Source organism: Exiguobacterium sp. s128 (assembly GCF_018618815.1).
Taxonomy (GTDB): Bacteria; Bacillota; Bacilli; order Exiguobacteriales; family Exiguobacteriaceae; genus Exiguobacterium_A; species Exiguobacterium_A antarcticum.
In genome coordinates this window covers 23,110-44,090 of record NZ_JACSMT010000017.1, presented here as the reverse complement: position 1 = coordinate 44,090, position 20,981 = coordinate 23,110, and the positions used below count along the sequence as shown (strand labels likewise).

General features: G+C 46.8%; 30 protein-coding genes. All 30 read right to left on the bottom strand.

The window, feature by feature from the left end; translation table 11 throughout:
• Positions 1-59 precede the first annotated feature (59 nt).
• On the bottom strand, positions 60-812 hold the full coding sequence (gene map / locus KNQ13_RS08455) for a type I methionyl aminopeptidase (protein ID WP_014969164.1): 753 nt from the start codon (positions 810-812) through the stop codon (positions 60-62).
• Positions 812-1,459 (bottom strand): adenylate kinase, encoded by a 648-nt coding sequence (locus tag KNQ13_RS08450; RefSeq protein WP_014969163.1) that lies wholly within the window; start codon positions 1,457-1,459, stop codon positions 812-814. The genes map and KNQ13_RS08450 overlap by 1 nt, the downstream gene beginning before the upstream one ends.
• 72 nt (positions 1,460-1,531) lie before the next feature.
• Entirely contained in the window at positions 1,532-2,821 is a 1,290-nt protein-coding gene (gene secY, locus KNQ13_RS08445) for a preprotein translocase subunit SecY (RefSeq protein ID WP_014969162.1), read from the bottom strand.
• On the bottom strand, positions 2,821-3,261 hold the full coding sequence (rplO, locus tag KNQ13_RS08440; protein WP_012369028.1) for a 50S ribosomal protein L15: 441 nt from the start codon (positions 3,259-3,261) through the stop codon (positions 2,821-2,823). The genes secY and rplO overlap by 1 nt, the downstream gene beginning before the upstream one ends.
• 35 nt (positions 3,262-3,296) lie before the next feature.
• The gene (gene rpmD / locus KNQ13_RS08435) at positions 3,297-3,482 is read right to left on the bottom strand and encodes a 50S ribosomal protein L30 (protein WP_014969161.1); all 186 of its coding nucleotides are present in this window, start codon (positions 3,480-3,482) and stop codon (positions 3,297-3,299) included.
• Positions 3,483-3,500: 18 nt separating this feature from the next.
• A complete protein-coding gene (gene rpsE, locus KNQ13_RS08430) occupies positions 3,501-4,001 on the bottom strand; it encodes a 30S ribosomal protein S5 (protein WP_012369026.1) in 501 nt (166 codons plus the stop codon).
• Between the two features lie 22 nt (positions 4,002-4,023).
• On the bottom strand, positions 4,024-4,374 hold the full coding sequence (gene rplR, locus KNQ13_RS08425; protein ID WP_014969160.1) for a 50S ribosomal protein L18: 351 nt from the start codon (positions 4,372-4,374) through the stop codon (positions 4,024-4,026).
• A 37-nt stretch (positions 4,375-4,411) separates the two neighbouring features.
• On the bottom strand, positions 4,412-4,948 hold the full coding sequence (gene rplF, locus KNQ13_RS08420; protein ID WP_014969159.1) for a 50S ribosomal protein L6: 537 nt from the start codon (positions 4,946-4,948) through the stop codon (positions 4,412-4,414).
• Between the two features lie 31 nt (positions 4,949-4,979).
• Entirely contained in the window at positions 4,980-5,378 is a 399-nt protein-coding gene (gene rpsH / locus KNQ13_RS08415) for a 30S ribosomal protein S8 (RefSeq protein ID WP_012369023.1), read from the bottom strand.
• Between the two features lie 31 nt (positions 5,379-5,409).
• A complete protein-coding gene (rpsN, locus tag KNQ13_RS08410; RefSeq protein ID WP_014969158.1) occupies positions 5,410-5,679 on the bottom strand; it encodes a 30S ribosomal protein S14 in 270 nt (89 codons plus the stop codon).
• Positions 5,680-5,693: 14 nt separating this feature from the next.
• A complete protein-coding gene (rplE, locus tag KNQ13_RS08405; RefSeq protein ID WP_014969157.1) occupies positions 5,694-6,233 on the bottom strand; it encodes a 50S ribosomal protein L5 in 540 nt (179 codons plus the stop codon).
• A gap of 31 nt (positions 6,234-6,264) precedes the next feature.
• Positions 6,265-6,576, bottom strand: coding sequence for a 50S ribosomal protein L24 (gene rplX, locus KNQ13_RS08400; protein ID WP_014969156.1), 312 nt, complete (start codon positions 6,574-6,576; stop codon positions 6,265-6,267).
• Between the two features lie 34 nt (positions 6,577-6,610).
• Positions 6,611-6,979, bottom strand: coding sequence for a 50S ribosomal protein L14 (gene rplN, locus KNQ13_RS08395; protein ID WP_012369019.1), 369 nt, complete (start codon positions 6,977-6,979; stop codon positions 6,611-6,613).
• Between the two features lie 48 nt (positions 6,980-7,027).
• On the bottom strand, positions 7,028-7,291 hold the full coding sequence (rpsQ, locus tag KNQ13_RS08390; RefSeq protein ID WP_014969155.1) for a 30S ribosomal protein S17: 264 nt from the start codon (positions 7,289-7,291) through the stop codon (positions 7,028-7,030).
• Between the two features lie 31 nt (positions 7,292-7,322).
• Positions 7,323-7,526: a 50S ribosomal protein L29 gene (rpmC, locus tag KNQ13_RS08385; RefSeq protein WP_012369017.1), complete on the bottom strand. Its 204-nt coding sequence runs from the start codon at positions 7,524-7,526 to the stop codon at positions 7,323-7,325.
• On the bottom strand, positions 7,513-7,950 hold the full coding sequence (gene rplP, locus KNQ13_RS08380) for a 50S ribosomal protein L16 (protein ID WP_012369016.1): 438 nt from the start codon (positions 7,948-7,950) through the stop codon (positions 7,513-7,515). The genes rpmC and rplP overlap by 14 nt, the downstream gene beginning before the upstream one ends.
• Positions 7,951-7,983: 33 nt before the next feature.
• The gene (rpsC, locus tag KNQ13_RS08375; protein WP_014969154.1) at positions 7,984-8,640 is read right to left on the bottom strand and encodes a 30S ribosomal protein S3; all 657 of its coding nucleotides are present in this window, start codon (positions 8,638-8,640) and stop codon (positions 7,984-7,986) included.
• Between the two features lie 12 nt (positions 8,641-8,652).
• Positions 8,653-8,985, bottom strand: coding sequence for a 50S ribosomal protein L22 (rplV, locus tag KNQ13_RS08370; protein WP_012369014.1), 333 nt, complete (start codon positions 8,983-8,985; stop codon positions 8,653-8,655).
• Positions 8,986-9,005: 20 nt separating this feature from the next.
• Positions 9,006-9,284, bottom strand: a complete 279-nt coding sequence (gene rpsS, locus KNQ13_RS08365; RefSeq protein ID WP_014969153.1) for a 30S ribosomal protein S19 — start codon at positions 9,282-9,284, stop codon at positions 9,006-9,008.
• A gap of 63 nt (positions 9,285-9,347) precedes the next feature.
• Positions 9,348-10,178: a 50S ribosomal protein L2 gene (gene rplB / locus KNQ13_RS08360; RefSeq protein WP_014969152.1), complete on the bottom strand. Its 831-nt coding sequence runs from the start codon at positions 10,176-10,178 to the stop codon at positions 9,348-9,350.
• 32 nt (positions 10,179-10,210) lie between these two features.
• Complete coding sequence (gene rplW, locus KNQ13_RS08355) at positions 10,211-10,495, bottom strand: 50S ribosomal protein L23 (protein WP_014969151.1); 285 nt, start codon at positions 10,493-10,495, stop codon at positions 10,211-10,213.
• Positions 10,495-11,118, bottom strand: coding sequence for a 50S ribosomal protein L4 (gene rplD / locus KNQ13_RS08350; RefSeq protein WP_012369010.1), 624 nt, complete (start codon positions 11,116-11,118; stop codon positions 10,495-10,497). The genes rplW and rplD overlap by 1 nt, the downstream gene beginning before the upstream one ends.
• Before the next feature lie 29 nt (positions 11,119-11,147).
• Positions 11,148-11,774 (bottom strand): 50S ribosomal protein L3, encoded by a 627-nt coding sequence (gene rplC, locus KNQ13_RS08345; RefSeq protein WP_014969150.1) that lies wholly within the window; start codon positions 11,772-11,774, stop codon positions 11,148-11,150.
• Between the two features lie 68 nt (positions 11,775-11,842).
• Positions 11,843-12,151 carry a 30S ribosomal protein S10 gene (gene rpsJ, locus KNQ13_RS08340; RefSeq protein WP_014969149.1) on the bottom strand — a complete coding sequence of 103 codons (309 nt, stop codon included), beginning with the start codon at positions 12,149-12,151 and terminating at the stop codon, positions 11,843-11,845.
• Between the two features lie 316 nt (positions 12,152-12,467).
• Positions 12,468-13,655, bottom strand: coding sequence for an elongation factor Tu (tuf, locus tag KNQ13_RS08335; RefSeq protein ID WP_014969148.1), 1,188 nt, complete (start codon positions 13,653-13,655; stop codon positions 12,468-12,470).
• A gap of 117 nt (positions 13,656-13,772) precedes the next feature.
• Positions 13,773-15,851, bottom strand: coding sequence for an elongation factor G (fusA, locus tag KNQ13_RS08330; RefSeq protein ID WP_014969147.1), 2,079 nt, complete (start codon positions 15,849-15,851; stop codon positions 13,773-13,775).
• 124 nt (positions 15,852-15,975) lie between these two features.
• Positions 15,976-16,446, bottom strand: coding sequence for a 30S ribosomal protein S7 (rpsG, locus tag KNQ13_RS08325; protein ID WP_014969146.1), 471 nt, complete (start codon positions 16,444-16,446; stop codon positions 15,976-15,978).
• Between the two features lie 49 nt (positions 16,447-16,495).
• Positions 16,496-16,918 (bottom strand): 30S ribosomal protein S12, encoded by a 423-nt coding sequence (rpsL, locus tag KNQ13_RS08320; RefSeq protein WP_012369004.1) that lies wholly within the window; start codon positions 16,916-16,918, stop codon positions 16,496-16,498.
• Positions 16,919-17,043: 125 nt separating this feature from the next.
• Positions 17,044-17,295 (bottom strand): ribosomal L7Ae/L30e/S12e/Gadd45 family protein, encoded by a 252-nt coding sequence (locus tag KNQ13_RS08315; protein ID WP_014969145.1) that lies wholly within the window; start codon positions 17,293-17,295, stop codon positions 17,044-17,046.
• 80 nt (positions 17,296-17,375) lie between these two features.
• Entirely contained in the window at positions 17,376-20,975 is a 3,600-nt protein-coding gene (gene rpoC / locus KNQ13_RS08310) for a DNA-directed RNA polymerase subunit beta' (RefSeq protein ID WP_026830526.1), read from the bottom strand.
• Positions 20,976-20,981 lie beyond the last annotated feature (6 nt).

The following is a 20,981-nucleotide window of genomic DNA, read 5'->3' as shown; positions in this document are numbered from 1 at the left end:
GGTCACAAACACGAGTGGATAGCGGCTTATAGAAAGGTGACACCAATAACGCGCACAGCTCACTCTGCATCGACCGTTAAGATCTCGTAGCCTTCGTCTGTGATGGCGATGGTGTGCTCAAAGTGGGCGCACATGCTACCGTCCACTGTCACTACCGTCCAATTGTCGGATAGCGTGCGAACATAGCGTTTCCCGACATTGACCATTGGCTCAATCGCCAAAGTCATGCCGGTTTTCAGGCGCGGCCCTTTCCCCGGTGGTCCATAATGTGGGATTTGCGGATCTTCATGCAAATTTTGTCCCACGCCGTGGCCCACATATTCGCGGACTACAGAAAAATTCGCAGCTTCAACATGTGACTGGATCGCATGCGAAATATCTGTCAGGTGCACGCCAGCTTTGGCGCGCTCCAATCCTTTATACAGAGATTCTTCAGTTACGTCAAGTAACCGCTTCGTCTCTTCAGAGATTGTACCTACCGGATATGTCCAGGCTGAATCTCCGTGATATCCGTTATACTCCGCCCCGATATCAATCGAGATGATGTCTCCATCGTGGAGTACGCGGTCACCCGGAATACCATGGACAAGTTCTTCATTTACTGACGCACAAATGCTCCCAGTAAATCCATTATAACCTTTAAACGATGGTGTTGCCCCTTGACTTCGAATATAACGTTCAGCAATCGCATCGAGTTGCCCCGTTGTGACCCCTGGACGAATATGAGCTTGAAGCTCTTTATGCGTCCGGGCGACGATTTGTCCTGCCTTACGCATGATGTCGATTTCACGCGGCGCTTTCGTAATGATCATTACTGACCACCAAGAAGTGCTTGAACATCGGAGTAAACTTCATTAATCGGACGATCACCGTCCAAATTACGAAGATACCCTTTTTCAGCGTAAAAGTCAATCAAAGGTTGCGCTTGAGCGACGTTGACTTCAAGACGACGGCGAACCGTCTCTTCTTGATCATCTTCACGTTGAACAAGTGCTGACCCGTCGATATCACATACTCCGTCCACTTTTGGTGGGTTGTAGAGGACATGATACGTTGCTCCACATGTTGGGCAAATCCGGCGACCTGTCAAACGAGGCACAAGTTTTTCTGGATTCACACCGATGTGAATGACGTGATCGATTTGTTTGTTTAGATCCGCAAGCAACACTTCAAGTGCGTCTGCTTGTTTCACTGTGCGTGGGAAACCGTCAAGAAGAAAACCATTTGCACAGTCTTCTTTGGCGAGACGTTCACGTACGATGCCGATTGTGACTTCATCCGGAACGAGTTCCCCTTTATCCATGTACGATTTCGCTTCCTGCCCGAGCGGTGTTGAATCTTTAATCGCCGCGCGGAACATGTCGCCTGTCGAGATGTGTGGAATGGCGTAGTCTTCGATGATTTTCGCAGCCTGCGTCCCTTTTCCAGCACCCGGCAAGCCCATCAATACAAGATTCATGTCGGTAGCCTCCACTTCTATAGACTCTATAGACACAACAGAAAGGAAAGGGATGGTCCCCTTCCTCCCGCCTTATCGGATAAAGCCTTTGTAGTGTCGTTTAACCAGTTGACTTTCAATCTGTTTCATCGTCTCAAGACCTACACCGATGACGATCAGTAAGCTTGTTCCACCAATCTGGACCGAGTTCGGTAAGCCAGCGAACTTAATAAAGAACGTTGGCGTGACCGCGATCACAGCTAGGAAAAGTGAGCCGAAGAATGTCAGACGATATAGGATCTTCGTGATGTATTGTTCCGTTTGCTTACCAGGACGAATACCAGGAATGTATCCGCCTTGTTTTTGAAGGTTCTCTGCCATCTGTTCCGGATTAACCTGAACAAATGTATAGAAGTACGAAAATGCGATGATGAGCGCTACATAAATCGACATACCGATTGGACTCGTATAGTCGAAGATGTCACGAATCTTCGTCGCGTTTTCCGGACTTGCCAAGAAACTTGCAACCGTTGGTGGAGTCACCATAAACGATACAGCGAAGATAACTGGGATAACCCCAGCAGCGTTAAGCTTAATCGGCAAGTGTGTCGATTGGCCGCCAACTGGAGCACGGTTCACCGTACGCTTGGCGTACTGAATCGGAATCTTCCGGGCAGCTTGCTGCACATAGATGACACCGACGATGACCGCGATGATGATTAAAAGCAACAGTACGATATAAAGCACGTTGACAAACAAAGCATCCCCTGCATTTTGGAGCTTTGTTTCGTAAATCTGACGGAATGCGTTCGGGAAGCCCGCGACGATCCCAGCGAAGATGATCATTGATATCCCGTTACCAATGCCCTTCTCCGTGATGAGTTCACCGAGGAACATCAAGAATGCGGTACCCGCCGTCAAAACAAGTGCAATCATAACGTACGTCCAGGTGCCAAAATCTTCATTGACAAGACCTGGGTAGATACGGTTAAATCCAAGCGCGATTCCAAACGCTTGGACTAAGCCGAGTACGATCGTTCCATAGCGCGTTACCGTTGCTAACTTCTTACGGCCCGCCTCTCCTTGTTTTGCCCATTCGGCAAACTTTGGAACAACGTCCATCTGTAAGAGTTGGACAACGATCGAGGCCGTGATATACGGCATGATTCCCATCGCAAAGAGTGAGAAATTCTGCAAAGCATTCCCGCCGAAGGAGTTCAAGAAACCAAGAATACCATTCTCATCGATCTTGAATACTTCAGTGTTTACCATTGGTACTGGGATATGTGCTCCGATTCGGAAGACGATAATCAGGGCCAAGGTAAAGAGAATGCGCCGACGGATGTCGGCTACGCGCCACATATTGGAGATCGCTTGAAACATTAGATCACCTCAACCGTACCGCCGGCAGCTTCGATCGCTTGCTTCGCAGCTTCGGAGAACTTGTGAGCTTTTACTGTCAGTTTCTTTTCAATCTTACCGTTTGAAAGGATCTTCACGCCATCTTTCATACCTTTGACTGCGCGAGTCTCGATAAGAAGTTCTGGTGTTACTTCCGTTCCATCTTCAAAACGGTTAAGTGTGTCAAGGTTGATAACCGCGAACTCTTTACGAGTCGGGTTGTTGAAGCCGCGTTTTGGTAAACGACGGAAAAGTGGGTTTTGTCCACCTTCGAAACCTGGACGAACACCACCGCCTGAACGAGCTTTTTGACCTTTGTGACCACGGCCAGAAGTCTTACCGTTACCAGAAGACATACCGCGACCTACACGGTTGCGTTCTGAACGTGAACCAGCAGCTGGTTTCAATTCATGGAGTTTCATAGTGGGGCACCTCCTCATAAAATTATATCGAACTATTACTCTTGAATTTCTTTTACTGTCAATAAGTGTGACACGTGGTTAATCATCCCACGCATAGCAGCGTTGTCAGGTACGACAACAGTTTGGTGCATCTTATGGAGACCAAGCGTACGAGTAGTAACGCGTTGGTTCTCCGGACGACCGATCATGCTGCGTGTGAGGGTAACTGCGAGTTTCGCCATCTGTATTCCCTCCCTTTCTTAACCGCGAAGTTCTTCGACGGTTTTACCGCGGAGTTTCGCAACGTCTTCAGCACGTTTAAGTGATGTGAGACCTTTAACAGTCGCACGAACCATGTTGATTGGAGTGCTTGATCCAAGTGATTTCGAAAGAATGTCGTTGATTCCCGCTAATTCGAGAACCGCACGAACTGGACCACCAGCGATGACTCCAGTACCTTCAGAAGCAGGTTTCAAGAAGACGTGACCTGCACCGAAAATTCCGTTGATTTCGTGTGGAATTGTAGTGTTAACGATTGGAACGTTAACCATGTTTTTCTTAGCATCTTCGATTGCTTTACGGATCGCTTCAGGCACTTCCTGAGCTTTACCCGTACCGAAACCTACGTGACCATTCTTGTCACCTACGACGACGAGTGCAGCAAAACGGAAGCGACGGCCACCTTTTACTACTTTCGCGACGCGGTTTACAGTAACAACGCGTTCTTCGAGTTGATCCATGTTAATTTCTAACTGGCGCATGTAGAGGTTCCCTCCTTTTCTATTAGAATTTGAGACCAGCTTCACGAGCTGCTTCAGCTACAGCTTTGATACGTCCATGATAGAGATATCCTCCACGGTCGAAAACGACTGTTTCAATACCTTTTTCAAGAGCGCGTTCAGCTGCGAGCTTACCAACTGCTGTTGCAGCGTCAGTCGTGTTGCCTTTTTCAAGGTCGAGTGATGATGCAGATGCGAGTGTTGCATGTGTTGCATCGTCAATGACTTGTACGTAAATGTTCTTGTTCGAACGGAATACATTCAAACGTGGACGAGTTGCCGTCCCGATGATTGTACGACGTACACGACCATGACGCTTTTTACGCGTAGCGTTTTTGTCTGCCTTTGAGATCATTTATGCCACTCCTTTCCGGTCAATTCGTATCAACGAATTACTTACCTGTTTTACCTTCTTTACGACGAACGATTTCATCACTGTAACGAATTCCTTTACCTTTGTAAGGCTCAGGTTGACGGTACGAACGAATCAATGCAGCAACGTGTCCAACACGCTCTTTGTTGATACCGCGAACGATGATTTGCGTATTCGTAGGAACTTCGACTTCAATGCCTTGTTCCGGAGTGTACTCGATTGGGTGTGAATAACCGAGGTTGAGTACGATTTTGTTACCTTGCTTTTGAGCACGGTAACCAACACCTTGGATATCAAGTGTCTTAGCGAAACCGTTGTTTACACCTTCGACCATGTTCGCGATAAGCGCACGAGTCGTTCCGTGGATTGTACGGTTAGCTTTCTCGTCGTTTGGACGAGTGACAGTCAATTCATTACCTTCTACGTTGATAGCCATAGTCGGGTTGAACTCACGAGTGAGTTCACCTTTAGGACCTTTTACTGTAACTGTGCTGTTTTCAACTGTTACTGTAACGCCTGCTGGGATAACGACTGGCTTTTTACCAATACGTGACATTTAAGACACCTCCGTTCTTTTTATGCGTGAATTACCAGATGTATGCGATCACTTCGCCGCCGACTTTTTGTTGGCGAGCTTCTTTGTCTGTCATAACACCTTTAGATGTTGAAACGATAGCGATTCCGAGACCACCGAGTACTTTCGGGATTTCATCAGCTTTCGCGTAAACGCGAAGACCTGGTTTCGAGATACGTTTGAGTCCAGTGATGACGCGTTCGTTGCTTGCGCCGTACTTAAGGAATACGCGGAGCGTACCTTGTTTGCTGTCCTCGAGATATTCAACATCGCGGATGAAACCTTCACGTTTGAGGATTTCAGCGACTTCACGTTTGATTGTAGAAGCTGGCATTTCCAACTTCTCATGGCGAACCATGTTTGCATTACGAATGCGTGTAAGCATATCTGCAATCGGATCTGTCATAACCATGCGATGTACCTCCTTTCACAACTTTAATGAATTACCAGCTTGCTTTTTTAACACCAGGGATTTGACCTTTATGAGCAAGATCACGGAACTTAATACGGCTGATACCGAATTTACCAATGTAACCGTGTGGACGGCCAGTGATACTGCAACGGTTGTGTAAACGAACCGCTGAAGAGTTACGTGGGAGTTTGCTCAAGCCGATGAAGTCGCCTTGTGCTTTCAATTCTGCGCGTTGTTCAGCGTAGCGCTCTACGAGTGCTTGACGTTTTACTTCACGTGCGATCATTGATTTCTTAGCCATGTTGTCGGCCTCCCTTATTTTTGGAATGGCATGCCGAGTGCTGTGAGAAGCTCACGTGACTCTTCATCCGTATTAGCAGTTGTTACGATAACGATGTCCATACCACGGACTTTCGATACGCGATCGTAGTCGATCTCTGGGAAGATCAATTGTTCCTTCACGCCTAGCGTGTAGTTACCACGGCCATCGAATGATTTCTTCGATACACCACGGAAGTCACGTACACGTGGAAGTGACACGTTGATCAACTTGTCGAGGAACTCATACATGCGCTCTCCACGAAGTGTTACCTTCGCGCCGATTGGCATACCTTCACGAAGTTTGAAACCAGCGATTGATTTCTTAGCTTTCGTGATGAGTGGCTTCTGACCAGTGAGGAGCTGAAGCTCTTCGACTGCCATGTCAAGTGCTTTCGTGTTCGTAACAGCGTCACCAACACCCATGTTGATTACGATCTTATCGACTTTCGGCGCTTGCATTACAGAAGTATAGTTGAATTTCTCCATCATTACTTTGACGATTTCGTCTTGGTATTTTACTTTTAAACGGTTCATCAGAAAGTGGACCTCCTTTCTTTAAATCTTCTTATTTATCTAAAGCTTCGCCCGATTTTTTAGCGATACGTACTTTCTTGCCGTCAACCACAGTGAAACCAACGCGTGTTGGGTTTCCTGTCTTAGGGTCGATAAGCATAACGTTCGATACGTGAATCGGTGCTTCTTTCTCGACAATTCCGCCTTGCGGGTTGAGTTGAGAAGGTTTTGAGTGTTTCTTGATCATATTAACGCCTTCGACGATAATGCGATCTTTTTTAGGCATAGCAGTAAGGACAACACCTTGTTTGCCTTTATCTTTACCAGTCATAACCTGAACTTTATCACCTTTTTTGACATGCATCGTTAGAGCACCTCCTTGTAGGAATTCTTTGGAATTAAAGTACTTCCGGTGCCAACGAGACGATCTTCATGAAGTCTTTTTCACGAAGTTCGCGTGCGACTGGTCCGAAGATACGTGTGCCACGTGGGCTTTTATCATCTTTGATGATGACTGCTGCGTTTTCGTCAAAACGGATGTACGAACCGTCTTTACGACGAACGCCACGTTTAGTACGAACGACTACTGCGCGTACAACTTCACCTTTTTTGACAACGCCACCTGGTGTTGCTTGTTTAACTGTGCAAACAATTACGTCACCGATGTTAGCAGTTTTGCGACCAGATCCACCGAGGACTTTGATCGTCAAGACTTCACGAGCTCCTGAGTTGTCTGCTACTTTCAAGCGAGATTCTTGTTGAATCATACGATTGTACCTCCCTCCGGATGTTTATTCATCCGAACTAATTAGAGTTTAGATGATTACTGCTTTTTCGACGACTTCTACGAGACGGAAACGTTTGTCTTTAGAAAGTGGACGTGTTTCTTGAATGCGTACGACGTCACCGATTTTAGCTGTGTTACTTTCATCATGCGTTTTATACTTCTTCGAGTAGTTTACGCGTTTGCCGTAGAGCTTGTGCTTTACTTTTGTCTCAACTGAAACCACGATCGTTTTATCCATTTTGTCAGATACGACGCGTCCAGTTAATACTTTGCGGTTGTTAGTGCGTTCCATTGAGTGTTCCTCCTCTCAGAATCCGAGTGAATTATGCGTTGTTGATGCCGAGTTCGCGTTCACGAAGAACGGTTTTCGCGCGTGCAATCGACTTGCGCACTTCACGGATACGAGCAGGGTTCTCAAGCTGACCAGTCGCGAGTTGGAAACGAAGGTTGAACAACTCTTCTTTCCACGAACCGACTTTACCGTTGAGCTCTTCTGTAGTTTGCTGACGGAGATCAGTTGCTTTCATTCGTATCACCACCATTTTCTTCACGTTTTACGAACTTACATTTTACTGGAAGTTTGTGTGATGCAAGACGGAGAGCTTCGCGTGCGATCTCTTCCGATACTCCTGCGATTTCGAACATTACTTTCCCCGGTTTGACGACTGCAACCCAGCCCTCCGGAGCACCTTTACCTGAACCCATTCGGACTTCAAGAGGTTTTTTAGTGTATGGTTTGTGTGGGAAGATCTTGATCCACACTTTACCACCACGTTTCATATAACGAGTCATCGCGATACGCGCTGATTCGATTTGACGGCTAGTGATCCAGCTAGCTTCTTGAGCTTGGATACCGAACTCGCCGAAATGTACTGTAGTACCACGTTTCGCTTTACCACGCATGTTGCCGCGGTGAACACGACGATATTTTACACGTTTTGGTAACAACATGTTGTGTTGCCTCCTTCCCTAGACGGATGTGGATTATTGTTCGTTAGCTGCTGCTTTTTTCGTAGGAAGCACTTCACCGTGGTGGAGCCATACTTTTACGCCGATTTTGCCGTAAGTTGTATCAGCTTCTGCAGTACCGTAATCGATGTCTGCACGGAGTGTATGAAGTGGAACTGTTCCTTCTGAATACTTCTCTGAACGAGCGATATCAGCGCCACCAAGACGACCAGAAACTTCAGTCTTGATTCCTTTGATACCTGAACGCATAGAGCGTTGGATTGATTGCTTCATTGCACGACGGAACGATACACGGCCTTCAAGTTGGCGTGCGATGTTCTCAGCGACGAGTTTAGCAACTGCATCCGGGTTTTTCACTTCAACGACGTTAACGTGAACGCGTTTGCCTTTTGCAAGGTTAGTGATGTCTGTACGAAGTGTTTCGATTTCCGAACCGCCTTTACCGATAACCATACCCGGTTTAGCAGTGTGAAGTGAAATGTTCAAGCGGTTTGCTGCGCGCTCGATTTCAACTTTAGCAACACTTGCATCTTTCAGACGTTTTTCGATATATTCACGAACTACGTAGTCTTCATGAAGGAGATCAGCATAGTCTTTATCTGCGAACCAACGTGATTCCCAGTCTTTGATGATACCTACGCGAAGACCAGTTGGGTTAATCTTCTGACCCACGGTAATCCCTCCTTATTTTTCAGATACCACGATATGAACGTGGCTCGTACGTTTGTTGATGCGGCTTGCGCGACCCATTGCACGTGGGCGGAAACGTTTGAGCGTTGGACCTTCGTTGACGTAAGCCTCTGTTACTACGAGGTTTTCGATGTTCATGTCGAAGTTGTGCTCAGCGTTCGCGATTGCCGATTTCAATACTTTCTCAACGATTGGCGTTGCTGCCTTGTTCGTGTAAGCAAGAATCGAAAGTGCTTCGCCGATTTGCTTCCCGCGGATTAAGTCTACTACTAGACGTGCCTTACGAGGAGCAATGCGAACCATGTTAGCCGATGCTTTTGATTGCATAATGAGTACCTCCCCTCAGATTAACGTTTAGTCTTCTTATCGTTTCCAGCATGTCCTTTATAAGAACGTGTTGGCGCGAATTCACCAAGTTTGTGACCGACCATATCTTCTGTCACGTAAACCGGTACGTGTTTACGACCATCGTAGACAGCGATCGTGTGACCGATGAACTCTGGGAAGATTGTAGAACGGCGTGACCAAGTTTTGATAACATGCTTGTCACCAGCTTCATTGGCTTTGTCAACCTTAGCAAGCAAATGGTGATCTGCAAATGGACCTTTTTTCATGCTGCGACCCATAGTTGTACCTCCCTTTGGCATGATTCAGGAACGGTTCCTGCGAACCGTTCAGAAATCACGTAATTATTTTTTAGAACGACGGACGATATATTTATCGCTCGCTTTGTTTTTCTTACGAGTTTTGTATCCGAGTGCCGGTTTACCCCAAGGAGTAAGTGGGCCCGAACGACCGATTGGAGCACGTCCTTCACCACCACCGTGTGGGTGATCGACTGGGTTCATAACAGAACCACGAACTGTAGGACGTTTTCCGAGCCAGCGTGAACGACCAGCTTTACCGATATTGACGAGCTCATGCTCTTCATTACCGACAGCGCCGATTGTTGCACGGCAAGTAGCAAGGATCATACGTGTTTCGCCTGATTGGAGACGAACAATCGCGTATTTACCATCTTTACCGAGAAGCTGAGCAGAAGTACCAGCTGAACGAACGAGCTGACCACCTTTACCTGGCTTAAGTTCGATGTTGTGGATCAATGTACCAACTGGGATGTTTGAAAGTGGAAGAGCGTTACCGACTTTAATATCAGCGTCAACTCCTGACATGACTTGCATGTCAACTTTCAATCCTTTAGGTGCGAGGATGTAGCGTTTTTCACCATCGATGTAGTGTACAAGAGCGATGTTTGCAGAGCGGTTCGGATCGTACTCGATTGTAGCGATACGGCCAGCGATGCCATCCTTGTTACGTTTGAAGTCGATGATACGGTATTTACGTTTGTGTCCGCCACCTTGGTGACGTACTGTCAAGCGACCTTGGTTGTTACGTCCGCCCTTTTTCGTAAGCTTTTCAGTTAACGATTTTTCAGGACGTGAAGCCGTAATCTCAGCAAAGTCAAGCGCAGTCATATTACGACGACCGTTAGTGGTCGGTTTAAACTTTTTAATTCCCATCGAGAGTTCCCTCCTTTTCTACAGAGTACCGATTAACCGAGGTAATCGAGTTCTTTGCTATCTGCAGTAAGCGTGACGACCGCTTTTTTGCGGCGTGCTGTGTAACCAGCGTGACGACCTACGCGTTTTGCTTTTGGTTTTGAGATTAGTGTGTTGATTTTTTCAACTTTAACGCCGAAGATCGCTTCAACTGCATCTTTGATTTGTGGCTTAGATGCCTTTACGTCTACTTCGAACGTGTACTTTTTCTCAGCCATTTGGTTCACTGAGCGTTCAGTAATTACAGGACGTTTGATAATGTCGTGTGCGTTTGCCATTATGCAAGCACCTCCTCTACTCTCGCAACAGCATCCTTCGTGAAGATGACTTTGTCGTGTGCGACAAGATCAAGGACGTTTACTCCAGCAGCGTCAACGACTGTGACACCTGGAATGTTGCGTGTTGAAAGAACGACTGTCTCGTTGTAATCAGCTGTAACGACGAGGACTTTACGTTCGATTGAAAGAGCAGCGAAGACCGAAATCATGTCTTTTGTTTTCGGAGCATCGATTGTCAATCCTTCAAGAACGATGAACTCGTTGTTAGCGACTTTCGAAGAAAGTGCTGAACGTAATGCGAGACGACGAACCTTTTTAGGAAGTTTATAAGCGTACGAACGTGGTGTTGGACCGAAGACTGTTCCACCGCCAACCCATTGTGGCGAACGGATCGAACCTTGGCGTGCACGACCAGTACCTTTTTGTTTCCATGGTTTACGGCCGCCACCGCGAACTTCCGAGCGACCTTTTGTATCATGTGTACCTTGGCGACGTGAAGCTTGTTGCATGACGATTGCATCGTATACGACTGCTTCGTTTGGCTCGATTCCGAAAACGGCATCTGCGAGCTCAATATCTCCAACTTGTGTACCTGTTTGGTTAAGCAAAGCTACTTTAGGCATTCGTTATTCCTCCTTTCCTTGCAAACAAATTAGTTGCCTTTTACCGCAGTTTTGACGACAACTTGGCTCTTACGTGCGCCCGGGATAGCACCCTTGACGAGGAGTAAGCCGCGTTCTACATCAACTTTTACGATTTCAAGGTTTTGAACAGTGACTTGCTCTCCACCCATGCGTCCTGGGAGCAATTTCCCTTTGAATACACGGTTTGGAGCGACAGGACCCATTGAACCTGGGCGACGGTGGTAACGCGAACCGTGAGCCATTGGACCACGTGATTGGTTGTGACGCTTGATTGCTCCAGCGAAACCTTTACCTTTCGACGTACCTGTTACATCAACCATTTCGCCTGCAGCGAAAGTATCTGCTTTCATCTCTTGACCGATTTCGAAATCTGCTACTGATGTACGGATTTCTTTAATGAAGCGCTTAGGTGTCGCACTAGCTTTCGCTGCGTGACCTTTTTGCGGTTTGTTTTGACGACCTTCTTTAATATCACCAAAGCCGAGCTGGACTGCTTCGTAACCGTCCACTTCCATTGTCTTCAATTGAAGAACAACGTTACCTTCTACTGAAACGACAGTAACTGGTACTACTTCACCTGATTCGTTAAAGATCTGTGTCATACCGAGTTTAGTTCCTAAGATTCCTTTAGCCATGAGATACACCTCCTAATATTGAATGATTTTGATCTTCTGGCTAGTATCAACTATTTATAGAAGAAAAATTAAAGTTTGATTTCAATGTCAACGCCCGATGGAAGTTCAAGACGCATAAGCGCATCAACTGTTTTCGGTGTTGGGTTAACGATGTCGATCAAACGTTTGTGTGTACGCATTTCGAACTGCTCACGAGCATCTTTGTACTTGTGAACGGCACGAAGTACTGTGTAGATCGCTCTCTCTGTTGGGAGTGGGATCGGACCAGATACAGTAGCACCAGAACGTTTTGCTGTTTCGACAATTTTCTCAGCCGATTGATCAAGCACGCGGTGATCGTATGCTTTCAAACGGATCCGAATTTTTTCATTTGCCATGTTGTTTCCCTCCTTTTCGCCTATTTTGTAAATAGACATTCTCCGCGGAAATTTCCACACTAGCCATGGCAATGCCGCCTGGTGTGTCATAACCTCCCGCTTCATCGCGTTGTGTTTGTGACCAACATATTCTAGTGTACTTAATTCCAAGACGGAAAGCAAGTAAAATAAAATAGAATTTGTTTTCAAGTCTCTCACCACTCGCACAAACACTTTCCTCAGTATATAAGATGTCAGACCATGTTGCAAGACTGTTTTCAAAGAAACAAAAAAAGGTCTTCCGTCACGGGAGACGGAAGACCTTTTTGCTTAAAAATTACTCAACGATTTCTGTAACTGATCCAGCGCCTACTGTACGGCCACCTTCACGGATTGAGAAACGAGTTTCTTTTTCAAGAGCGATTGGCGCGATGAGTTCAATAGTCAATTCGATATTGTCCCCAGGCATAACCATTTCAGTTCCTTCAGGAAGTTGGCACATACCAGTTACGTCAGTTGTACGGAAGTAGAACTGTGGACGGTAGTTACCGAAGAATGGCGTGTGACGGCCACCCTCTTCTTTTGAAAGGATGTAAACTTGCGCTTTGAAAATTTTGTGCGGTGTGATTGTGTTTGGTTTCGCGAGAACTTGTCCACGCTCGATGTCGTCACGTGATACACCACGGAGAAGAGCTCCGATGTTGTCGCCAGCTTCAGCATAGTCAAGAAGCTTACGGAACATCTCTACACCAGTACATACTGATTTTTTAGTTTCTTCGTGAAGACCAACGATTTCAACTTCGTCGTTGACTTTAAGAACTCCACGCTCAACGCGGCCAGTAGCTACTGTACCACGACCAGTGATTGAGAAAACATCCTCAACTGGCATCATGAAGTCTTTTTCAGTGTCACGAGTTGGCTCAGGGATGTACTCATCAACAGCTGTCATGAGTTCCATGATTTTTTCTTCCCATTTAGCTTCGCCGTTAAGCGCGCCAAGAGCAGATCCTTGGATAACTGGGAGGTCATCGCCTGGGAAATCGTAAGCAGAAAGAAGTTCACGGATTTCCATTTCAACGAGTTCAAGAAGCTCTTCGTCGTCAACCATGTCGACTTTGTTCATGAATACTACGATGAAAGGAACACCTACTTGACGTGAAAGCAAGATGTGCTCACGTGTTTGTGGCATTGGACCATCAGTTGCAGAAACAACGAGGATCGCGCCGTCCATTTGTGCAGCACCAGTGATCATGTTTTTAACATAGTCAGCGTGACCTGGGCAGTCAACGTGTGCATAGTGGCGTTTTTCTGTTTCGTACTCGATATGAGCTGTTGCGATCGTGATACCACGTTCGCGCTCTTCTGGAGCACCATCGATTTGGTCAAACTTAGTAGCAGTTTTCCCTTGTGATTTTGCAAGTACAGCTGAAATAGCAGCTGTTAAAGTTGTTTTACCGTGGTCGACGTGACCAATTGTACCAACGTTAACGTGCGGTTTAGAACGGTCGAATTTTTCTTTACCCATTCTGAATTCCTCCTCTATATGTCTGATAATATTTTATAACTAGGAAGGTGAATCGTCGAATAACGTACACCTTCCTTAGCTTACACTAATCAAATAAGCGTGACAACCTGTGAAGGATTAGCCGTTTGCTTTTTTAATGATTTCTTCAGCAACTGATTTCGGTACTTCTTCATAATGATCGAAGTGCATCGAGTACGTACCGCGTCCTTGTGTCCGCGAACGAAGTCCTGTTGCATATCCGAACATTTCTGAAAGTGGAATCATCGAGCGAACGACTTGTGCGTTCCCACGTGCGTCCATACCTTCAACGCGTCCACGGCGTGATGTAACATCACCCATGATGTCTCCCATATATTCGTCTGGGATGACGATTTCAACTTTCATCATTGGCTCAAGGATAACAGCGCCGCTCTTATCTTTAAGTTGTTTGACGGCCATTGAAGCCGCGATTTTAAATGCCATCTCGTTTGAGTCGACATCATGATACGAACCGAAAACGAGTGCCGCTTTAACGTCAACTACTGGATAACCAGCAAGGATACCGTTTTGAAGTGCTTCTTCGATTCCGTGTTCAACCGCTGGGATGTATTCACGTGGAACGACACCACCGACGATTTTGTTGTTGAACTCAAAGCCAGCACCTTCTTCGTTTGGCTCGAATTCTACGACGACGTGACCATACTGACCACGACCACCTGATTGACGAGCAAACTTAGAATCGATTTTCGCCGCTTGGCGGATCGTTTCACGGTAAGCTACTTGTGGAGCACCAACATTTGCTTCGACTTTAAATTCGCGACGCATACGGTCAACGATGATGTCGAGGTGAAGCTCACCCATACCTGAGATGATCGTTTGACCAGTCTCTGGGTTTGTTTCAGTGCGGAACGTTGGATCCTCTTCAGCAAGCTTAGCGAGTGCTTGACCCATTTTATCTTGGTCAGCTTTCGTTTTTGGTTCGATTGCGACCGAGATAACTGGTTCTGGGAATGTCATTGATTCGAGAACGACGTTGTCTTTCTCAGAACAAAGCGTATCACCAGTAGTAGTATCTTTAAGACCTACAGCAGCTGCGATGTCACCAGCGAAGACCATTGGGATCTCCTCACGGCTGTTCGCGTGCATTTGAAGGATACGTCCAAGACGCTCACGTTTCCCTTTTGTTGAGTTCTTGACATATGATCCTGCCGTAGCTGTACCTGAGTACACACGGAAGAATGTCAATTTACCAACATACGGGTCAGTCATAACTTTGAATGCGAGTGCAGAGAATGGCGCTTCGTCAGTTGACTCACGAATAACCTCTTCCTCTGTATCCATGTTAATCCCTGTGATTGCTTTTACGTCGACTGGTGATGGGAGGTAGTCAAGAACTGCGTCAAGCATAAGCTGAACACCTTTGTTCTTGAATGCCGAACCTACGAGAACTGGGTAGAAATCAACTGTAAGAGTCGCTTTACGGATACCCGCTTTAAGCTCTTCAATCGTGATTTCCTCGCCCTCGAGGTATTTCATCATCATTTCTTCTTCGTAATCCGCAACGGCCTCGATCAATGATGCACGAAGTTCTTCAGCTTCTTCTGCAAATTCTGCAGGGAACCCTTCAGTTTCTTCGATATCTGTACCAAGGTCATTTCCGTACATGTATGTTTTCTTTTCAACGAGGTCGATGATTCCTTTGAATTCATCTTCCGCGCCGATTGGAATTTGGATTGCGTGTGCGTTTGCTTGAAGGCGATCGCGAAGCGTTCCAACCGAGTACAAGAAGTCTGCACCGATTTTATCCATTTTGTTAACGAAAACGATACGTGGTACGCCGTAAGTTGTTGCTTGACGCCATACTGTCTCAGTTTGTGGCTCAACACCAGACTGAGCATCAAGTACTGCAACGGCACCATCAAGTACACGGAGTGAACGTTCAACTTCAACAGTGAAGTCTACGTGTCCAGGTGTATCAATGATGTTTACGCGGTTCCCTTTCCATTGAGCAGTTGTTGCTGCCGATGTAATCGTGATTCCACGCTCTTGCTCTTGCTCCATCCAGTCCATCTGTGAAGCACCTTCGTGCGTTTCACCAATCTTGTGGATACGACCCGTATAATAAAGGATACGCTCAGTCGTTGTTGTTTTACCAGCATCGATGTGGGCCATGATTCCGATATTACGGGTGTTCTTAAGGGAGAATTCTCTTGCCATCTTTAAACATTCTCCTTTCGCATTTTAGTTTAGTGTCCGTGTGTTGCCACACGTCATGACTATACCCGAAAGCCACCTCATATTTCCATACAAAATGGCATAGATGAGGTGGTTGATTCCGGATTTACCAGCGGTAGTGAGCAAACGCTTTGTTCGCTTCCGCCATTTTGTGCATATCTTCGCGCTTCTTAACTGAAGCACCAGTGTTGTTTGCAGCGTCCATGATTTCATTCGCAAGACGAGCATCCATTGTTTTTTCGTTACGGAGACGTGAGTAGTTCACGAGGTAACGAAGTGCAAGTGTCGTACGGCGCTCAGGGCGGACTTCGACAGGAACTTGATAGTTAGCTCCACCTACACGGCGTGCTTTTACTTCAAGAACTGGCATGATGTTGTTCATCGCCTCTTCAAAAACTTCCATTGCGTCGCGACCTGAACGTTCAGCGACAGCTTCAAAAGCTTTGTATAAGATTTGTTGAGCAGTACCTTTTTTACCATCTAACATAAGACGGTTGATAAGGCGGGTAACGAGTTTAGAGTTGTAGATCGGATCAGCCATTACATCACGGCGTTCTACTTGACCTTTACGTGGCATTCCGAGTCCCTCCTTTCATATAGTGAGGTGATATCTTTTGATATCTAGATTATTTTTTTGCTGCTTTTGGACGTTTAGTACCATATTTCGAACGACCTTGCATACGGCCGTCAACTCCAGCTGTATCGAGTGCACCACGAACGATGTGGTAACGTACCCCTGGTAAGTCTTTTACGCGACCGCCGCGAATAAGAACAACACTGTGTTCTTGCAAGTTGTGGCCGATACCTGGGATGTAAGCTGTTACTTCCATTGTGTTCGTTAAACGTACACGTGCGTACTTACGAAGAGCCGAGTTCGGTTTCTTCGGAGTCATTGTACCTACACGAGTACAAACACCACGTTTTTGTGGTGAGCTGATGTCAGTACGAGCTTTGATAAAGCTGTTGTACCCTTTGTTCAGCGCTGGCGAATCTGATTTCACAACTTTTGATTGACGTCCTTTACGGACTAATTGGTTGATAGTAGGCATCTTTGAGATCCTCCCTTCCTGAATTCATGACAAGTTTCAAAACCACCGAGCCGGGTGGTTCATCGAAAGTCATAATGAAACGTTTTGCGTGGCTCAGGCATTCCATCGCCACACAAAACGTATTATCAAACTTTCTTAATAGCAACGGCAGTTGCCGCAACGTCGATTCCACAAGCCTTACCAAGCTCAAGCTTAGAAGGAACGCTCACGACTGGAACGTCTGCTTGTTTCGCCGCGTCGAGCAATGCTTGCTTTACGTGTTCATCTGCGTCATCTGCAATGATCACTTCCGACGCCTTGCCAGAACGCAATGCTTTGAGCGTTTGTTTTTGACCAACAAACTTCAAATCTGCGCCGACTACTTTTTTGTAAGACATGAAGATATCCTCCAAAATAACACAGCCGGTTGGCAACACTATATCATAGTAGCACCGCCATACCGACGTGTCAAGGCGTTTTATTCTACAGGAGAATCTGCTTCTACAGGTGTTTCGCCTGCTATCTCGAGACCGATTTGACGGTAACGTGTCATTCCTGTACCAGCTGGAACAAGTTTACCGATAATAACGTTCTCTTTCAAGCCGCGAAGGTAGTCGCTCTTCCCTTTAATCGCCGCATCCGTAAGGACACGAGTAGTTTCCTGGAACGAAGCAGCTGATAGGAATGAATCCGTCTCAAGCGACGCTTTTGTGATACCAAGGAGAACTGGTTTAGCGGAAGCGAGTGCTTTACCGGCACGGAGCGCTTCTTTACATGCTTCTTTAAATGTGCTGATATCGACAAGCGAACCTGGTAAGAGTGAAGTCTCACCCGACTCGATGACACGAACGCGACGGATCATCTGACGTACCATGACCTCGACGTGCTTATCACCGATCTCAACCCCTTGCATCCGGTATACTTTTTGAACTTCTTGGAGAAGATAGTTCTGTACGCCAGATACACCTTTGACGTTCAAGAGTTCTTTCGGGTCGATTGAACCTTCCGTGAACACTTGACCAGCAATGACTTCTTCACCGAGTTGAACACGTAGACGTGATCCGAAAGGAATCGTGTATGTCCGTGTTTCGCTCAGACCTTGAATCGTCAACTCACGCTTATCACGCGACTCTGTAAAGTCGATGACTTGTCCATCAATTTCCGAGATGACCGCTTGACCTTTCGGGTTACGGGCCTCGAACAACTCCTGGATACGCGGGAGACCTTGTGTGATATCATCTCCGGCAACACCACCTGTGTGGAAGGTACGCATTGTAAGCTGCGTTCCTGGCTCACCGATTGATTGTGCCGCGATGATTCCGACTGCTTCGCCGACTTCGACGTCGTTACCAGTCGCAAGGTTACGTCCGTAACATTTCTTACAGACACCATGACTTGTGTTACAAGTAAAGGCTGTACGAATCTCAACATTGTCGATACCGGCGTCCGTAATCGCACGTGCGATATCTTCGTCGATGAGTTCGTTAGTTGAAACGAGGATTGCTCCTGTTTCTGGGTGGACGACTTTCTCGAACGCCGTACGGCCGACAAGTCGGTCGTAGAGATTTTCGATTTCTTCCGTCCCTTCACGAAGTGCTGTGACACGAATACCACGATCCGTTCCACAATCATCTTCGCGAATGATAACATCTTGCGCAACATCGACGAGACGACGAGTCAGGTAACCTGAATCGGCAGTCTTCAAGGCTGTATCGGCAAGACCTTTACGCGCACCGTGCGTCGAGATGAAGTATTCCTGAACCGTCAGACCCTCACGGAACGAAGATTTGATCGGGAGCTCGATGATCCGTCCACTTGGAGCGGCCATGAGTCCACGCATCCCTGCAAGCTGCGTAAAGTTTGATGCGTTACCACGGGCACCAGAGTCACTCATCATGAAGATCGGGTTCAGACGGTTAAGAGATTTCATCAGACGAGACTGAATTTCATCCTTCGCGTCATTCCACGATTTAACGACACGCTCATAGCGCTCTTCTTCCGTGATGAGACCACGGCGATATGACTTCATAACGCGGTCAACATTATCTTGTGCTTCGACCAGGATTTCCTGTTTGTCCGGAAGTACGATGATATCCGCGATACCAACCGTAATACCCGCACGTGTCGAGTGTTTGAAACCAAGGTTTTTCATGCGGTCAAGCATGCGGCTTGTTTCAGTCGTTTCAAAACGCTTGAAGACTTCCGCAATGACATTTCCGAGGAATCCTTTTTTGAATGGTTCGATGATCGGACGGCTCTTGATTTCAGCAGCGACATCCGTTCCTCTTTCAAGGAAGTATTGATCAGGCGTTGCTTCCTGAAGATTGTTCATCGATGGCTCATTCAAGTATGGGAACGTCGTTGGGAGGATCTCGTTGAAGATCAACTTACCGACCGTCGTAACCAATAACTTCTCGTTTTGCGCTTCCGTGAATGTCGGGTTTTTGAGAACACCGGCCGGAACAGCAACACGTGTGTGGAAGTGGACATACCCATTTTGGTAGGCAATCAACGCTTCGTTCACCGTCGAGAATGTTTTCCCTTCGCCGATTGCGTTTTCACGCTCAAGCGTCAGGTAGTAGTTCCCGAGGACCATATCCTGCGATGGTGTAACAACAGGCTTACCGTCTTTCGGGTTCAAGATGTTTTGTGCAGCGAGCATGAGAAGACGTGCTTCTGCTTGTGCTTCTGCTGAAAGTGGTACGTGAACCGCCATTTGGTCACCATCGAAATCGGCATTGTATGCCGTACATACGAGTGGGTGAAGACGGATTGCGCGACCTTCGACGAGTGTTGGTTCGAACGCCTGGATACCGAGACGGTGAAGGGTCGGAGCACGGTTCAAGAGAACCGGATGCTCACGGATGACTTCTTCTAACACGTCCCAAATTTCAGGTTGGACACGTTCGATTTTGCGTTTCGCACTCTTGATGTTTGGTGCGATGCCACGCGAGACAAGCTCTTTCATGACAAACGGTTTGAAGAGTTCAAGGGCCATTTCTTTCGGAAGACCACATTGATACATCTTCAGGTTCGGACCAACGACGATAACCGAACGACCTGAATAGTCGACTCGTTTACCGAGTAAGTTTTGACGGAAACGTCCTTGTTTCCCTTTCAACATATGTGAAAGAGATTTCAACGGACGGTTACCTGGTCCCGTGACCGGACGACCACGACGGCCGTTATCGATCAAGGCATCAACCGCTTCTTGCAACATCCGTTTTTCATTCTGAACGATGATGTTCGGAGCGCCAAGGTCAAGAAGACGCTTGAGACGGTTGTTACGGTTGATGACACGACGGTACAAATCGTTTAAGTCAGACGTCGCGAAACGTCCACCATCAAGCTGTACCATCGGACGAAGTTCCGGTGGAATGACTGGTAATACTTCGAGAACCATCCATTCCGGATTGTTGCCTGAGTTACGGAAAGCATCTAAGACTTCAAGACGTTTGATCGCACGTGTACGACGTTGTCCTTGGATCATTCGAAGATCTTCACGTAAACCAGCTACTTCTTTTTCGAGTTCGACGTCACGGAGCAATTTACGAACCGCTTCCGCACCCATTTCAGCCGTAAACGAACTACCGAATTTCTCACGGTAAGCCCGGTACTCTTTTTCTGAAAGGAGTTGCTTCTTCTCGAGTGTCGATTCGCCCGGATCCGTCACGACGTACGACGCGAAGTAAATGATCTCTTCGAGTGCACGGGGTGACATATCAAGGACGAGACCCATACGACTTGGGATTCCTTTGAAATACCAGATGTGCGAAACCGGTGCAGCAAGCTCAATGTGACCCATGCGCTCACGACGGACTTTCGACTTCGTTACTTCAACACCACAGCGGTCACAAATGATTCCTTTATAACGGATTCGTTTGTATTTCCCGCAGTAACATTCCCAGTCTTTTGTTGGACCAAAAATCCGTTCACAGAACAAGCCGTCTTTCTCTGGCTTGAGCGTACGATAGTTGATCGTTTCCGGCTTCTTCACTTCCCCGAAAGACCACGAACGGATCTTTTCAGGGGAAGCGAGGCCGATTTTCATATATTCAAATCTATTAACATCTACCAAGGGGTG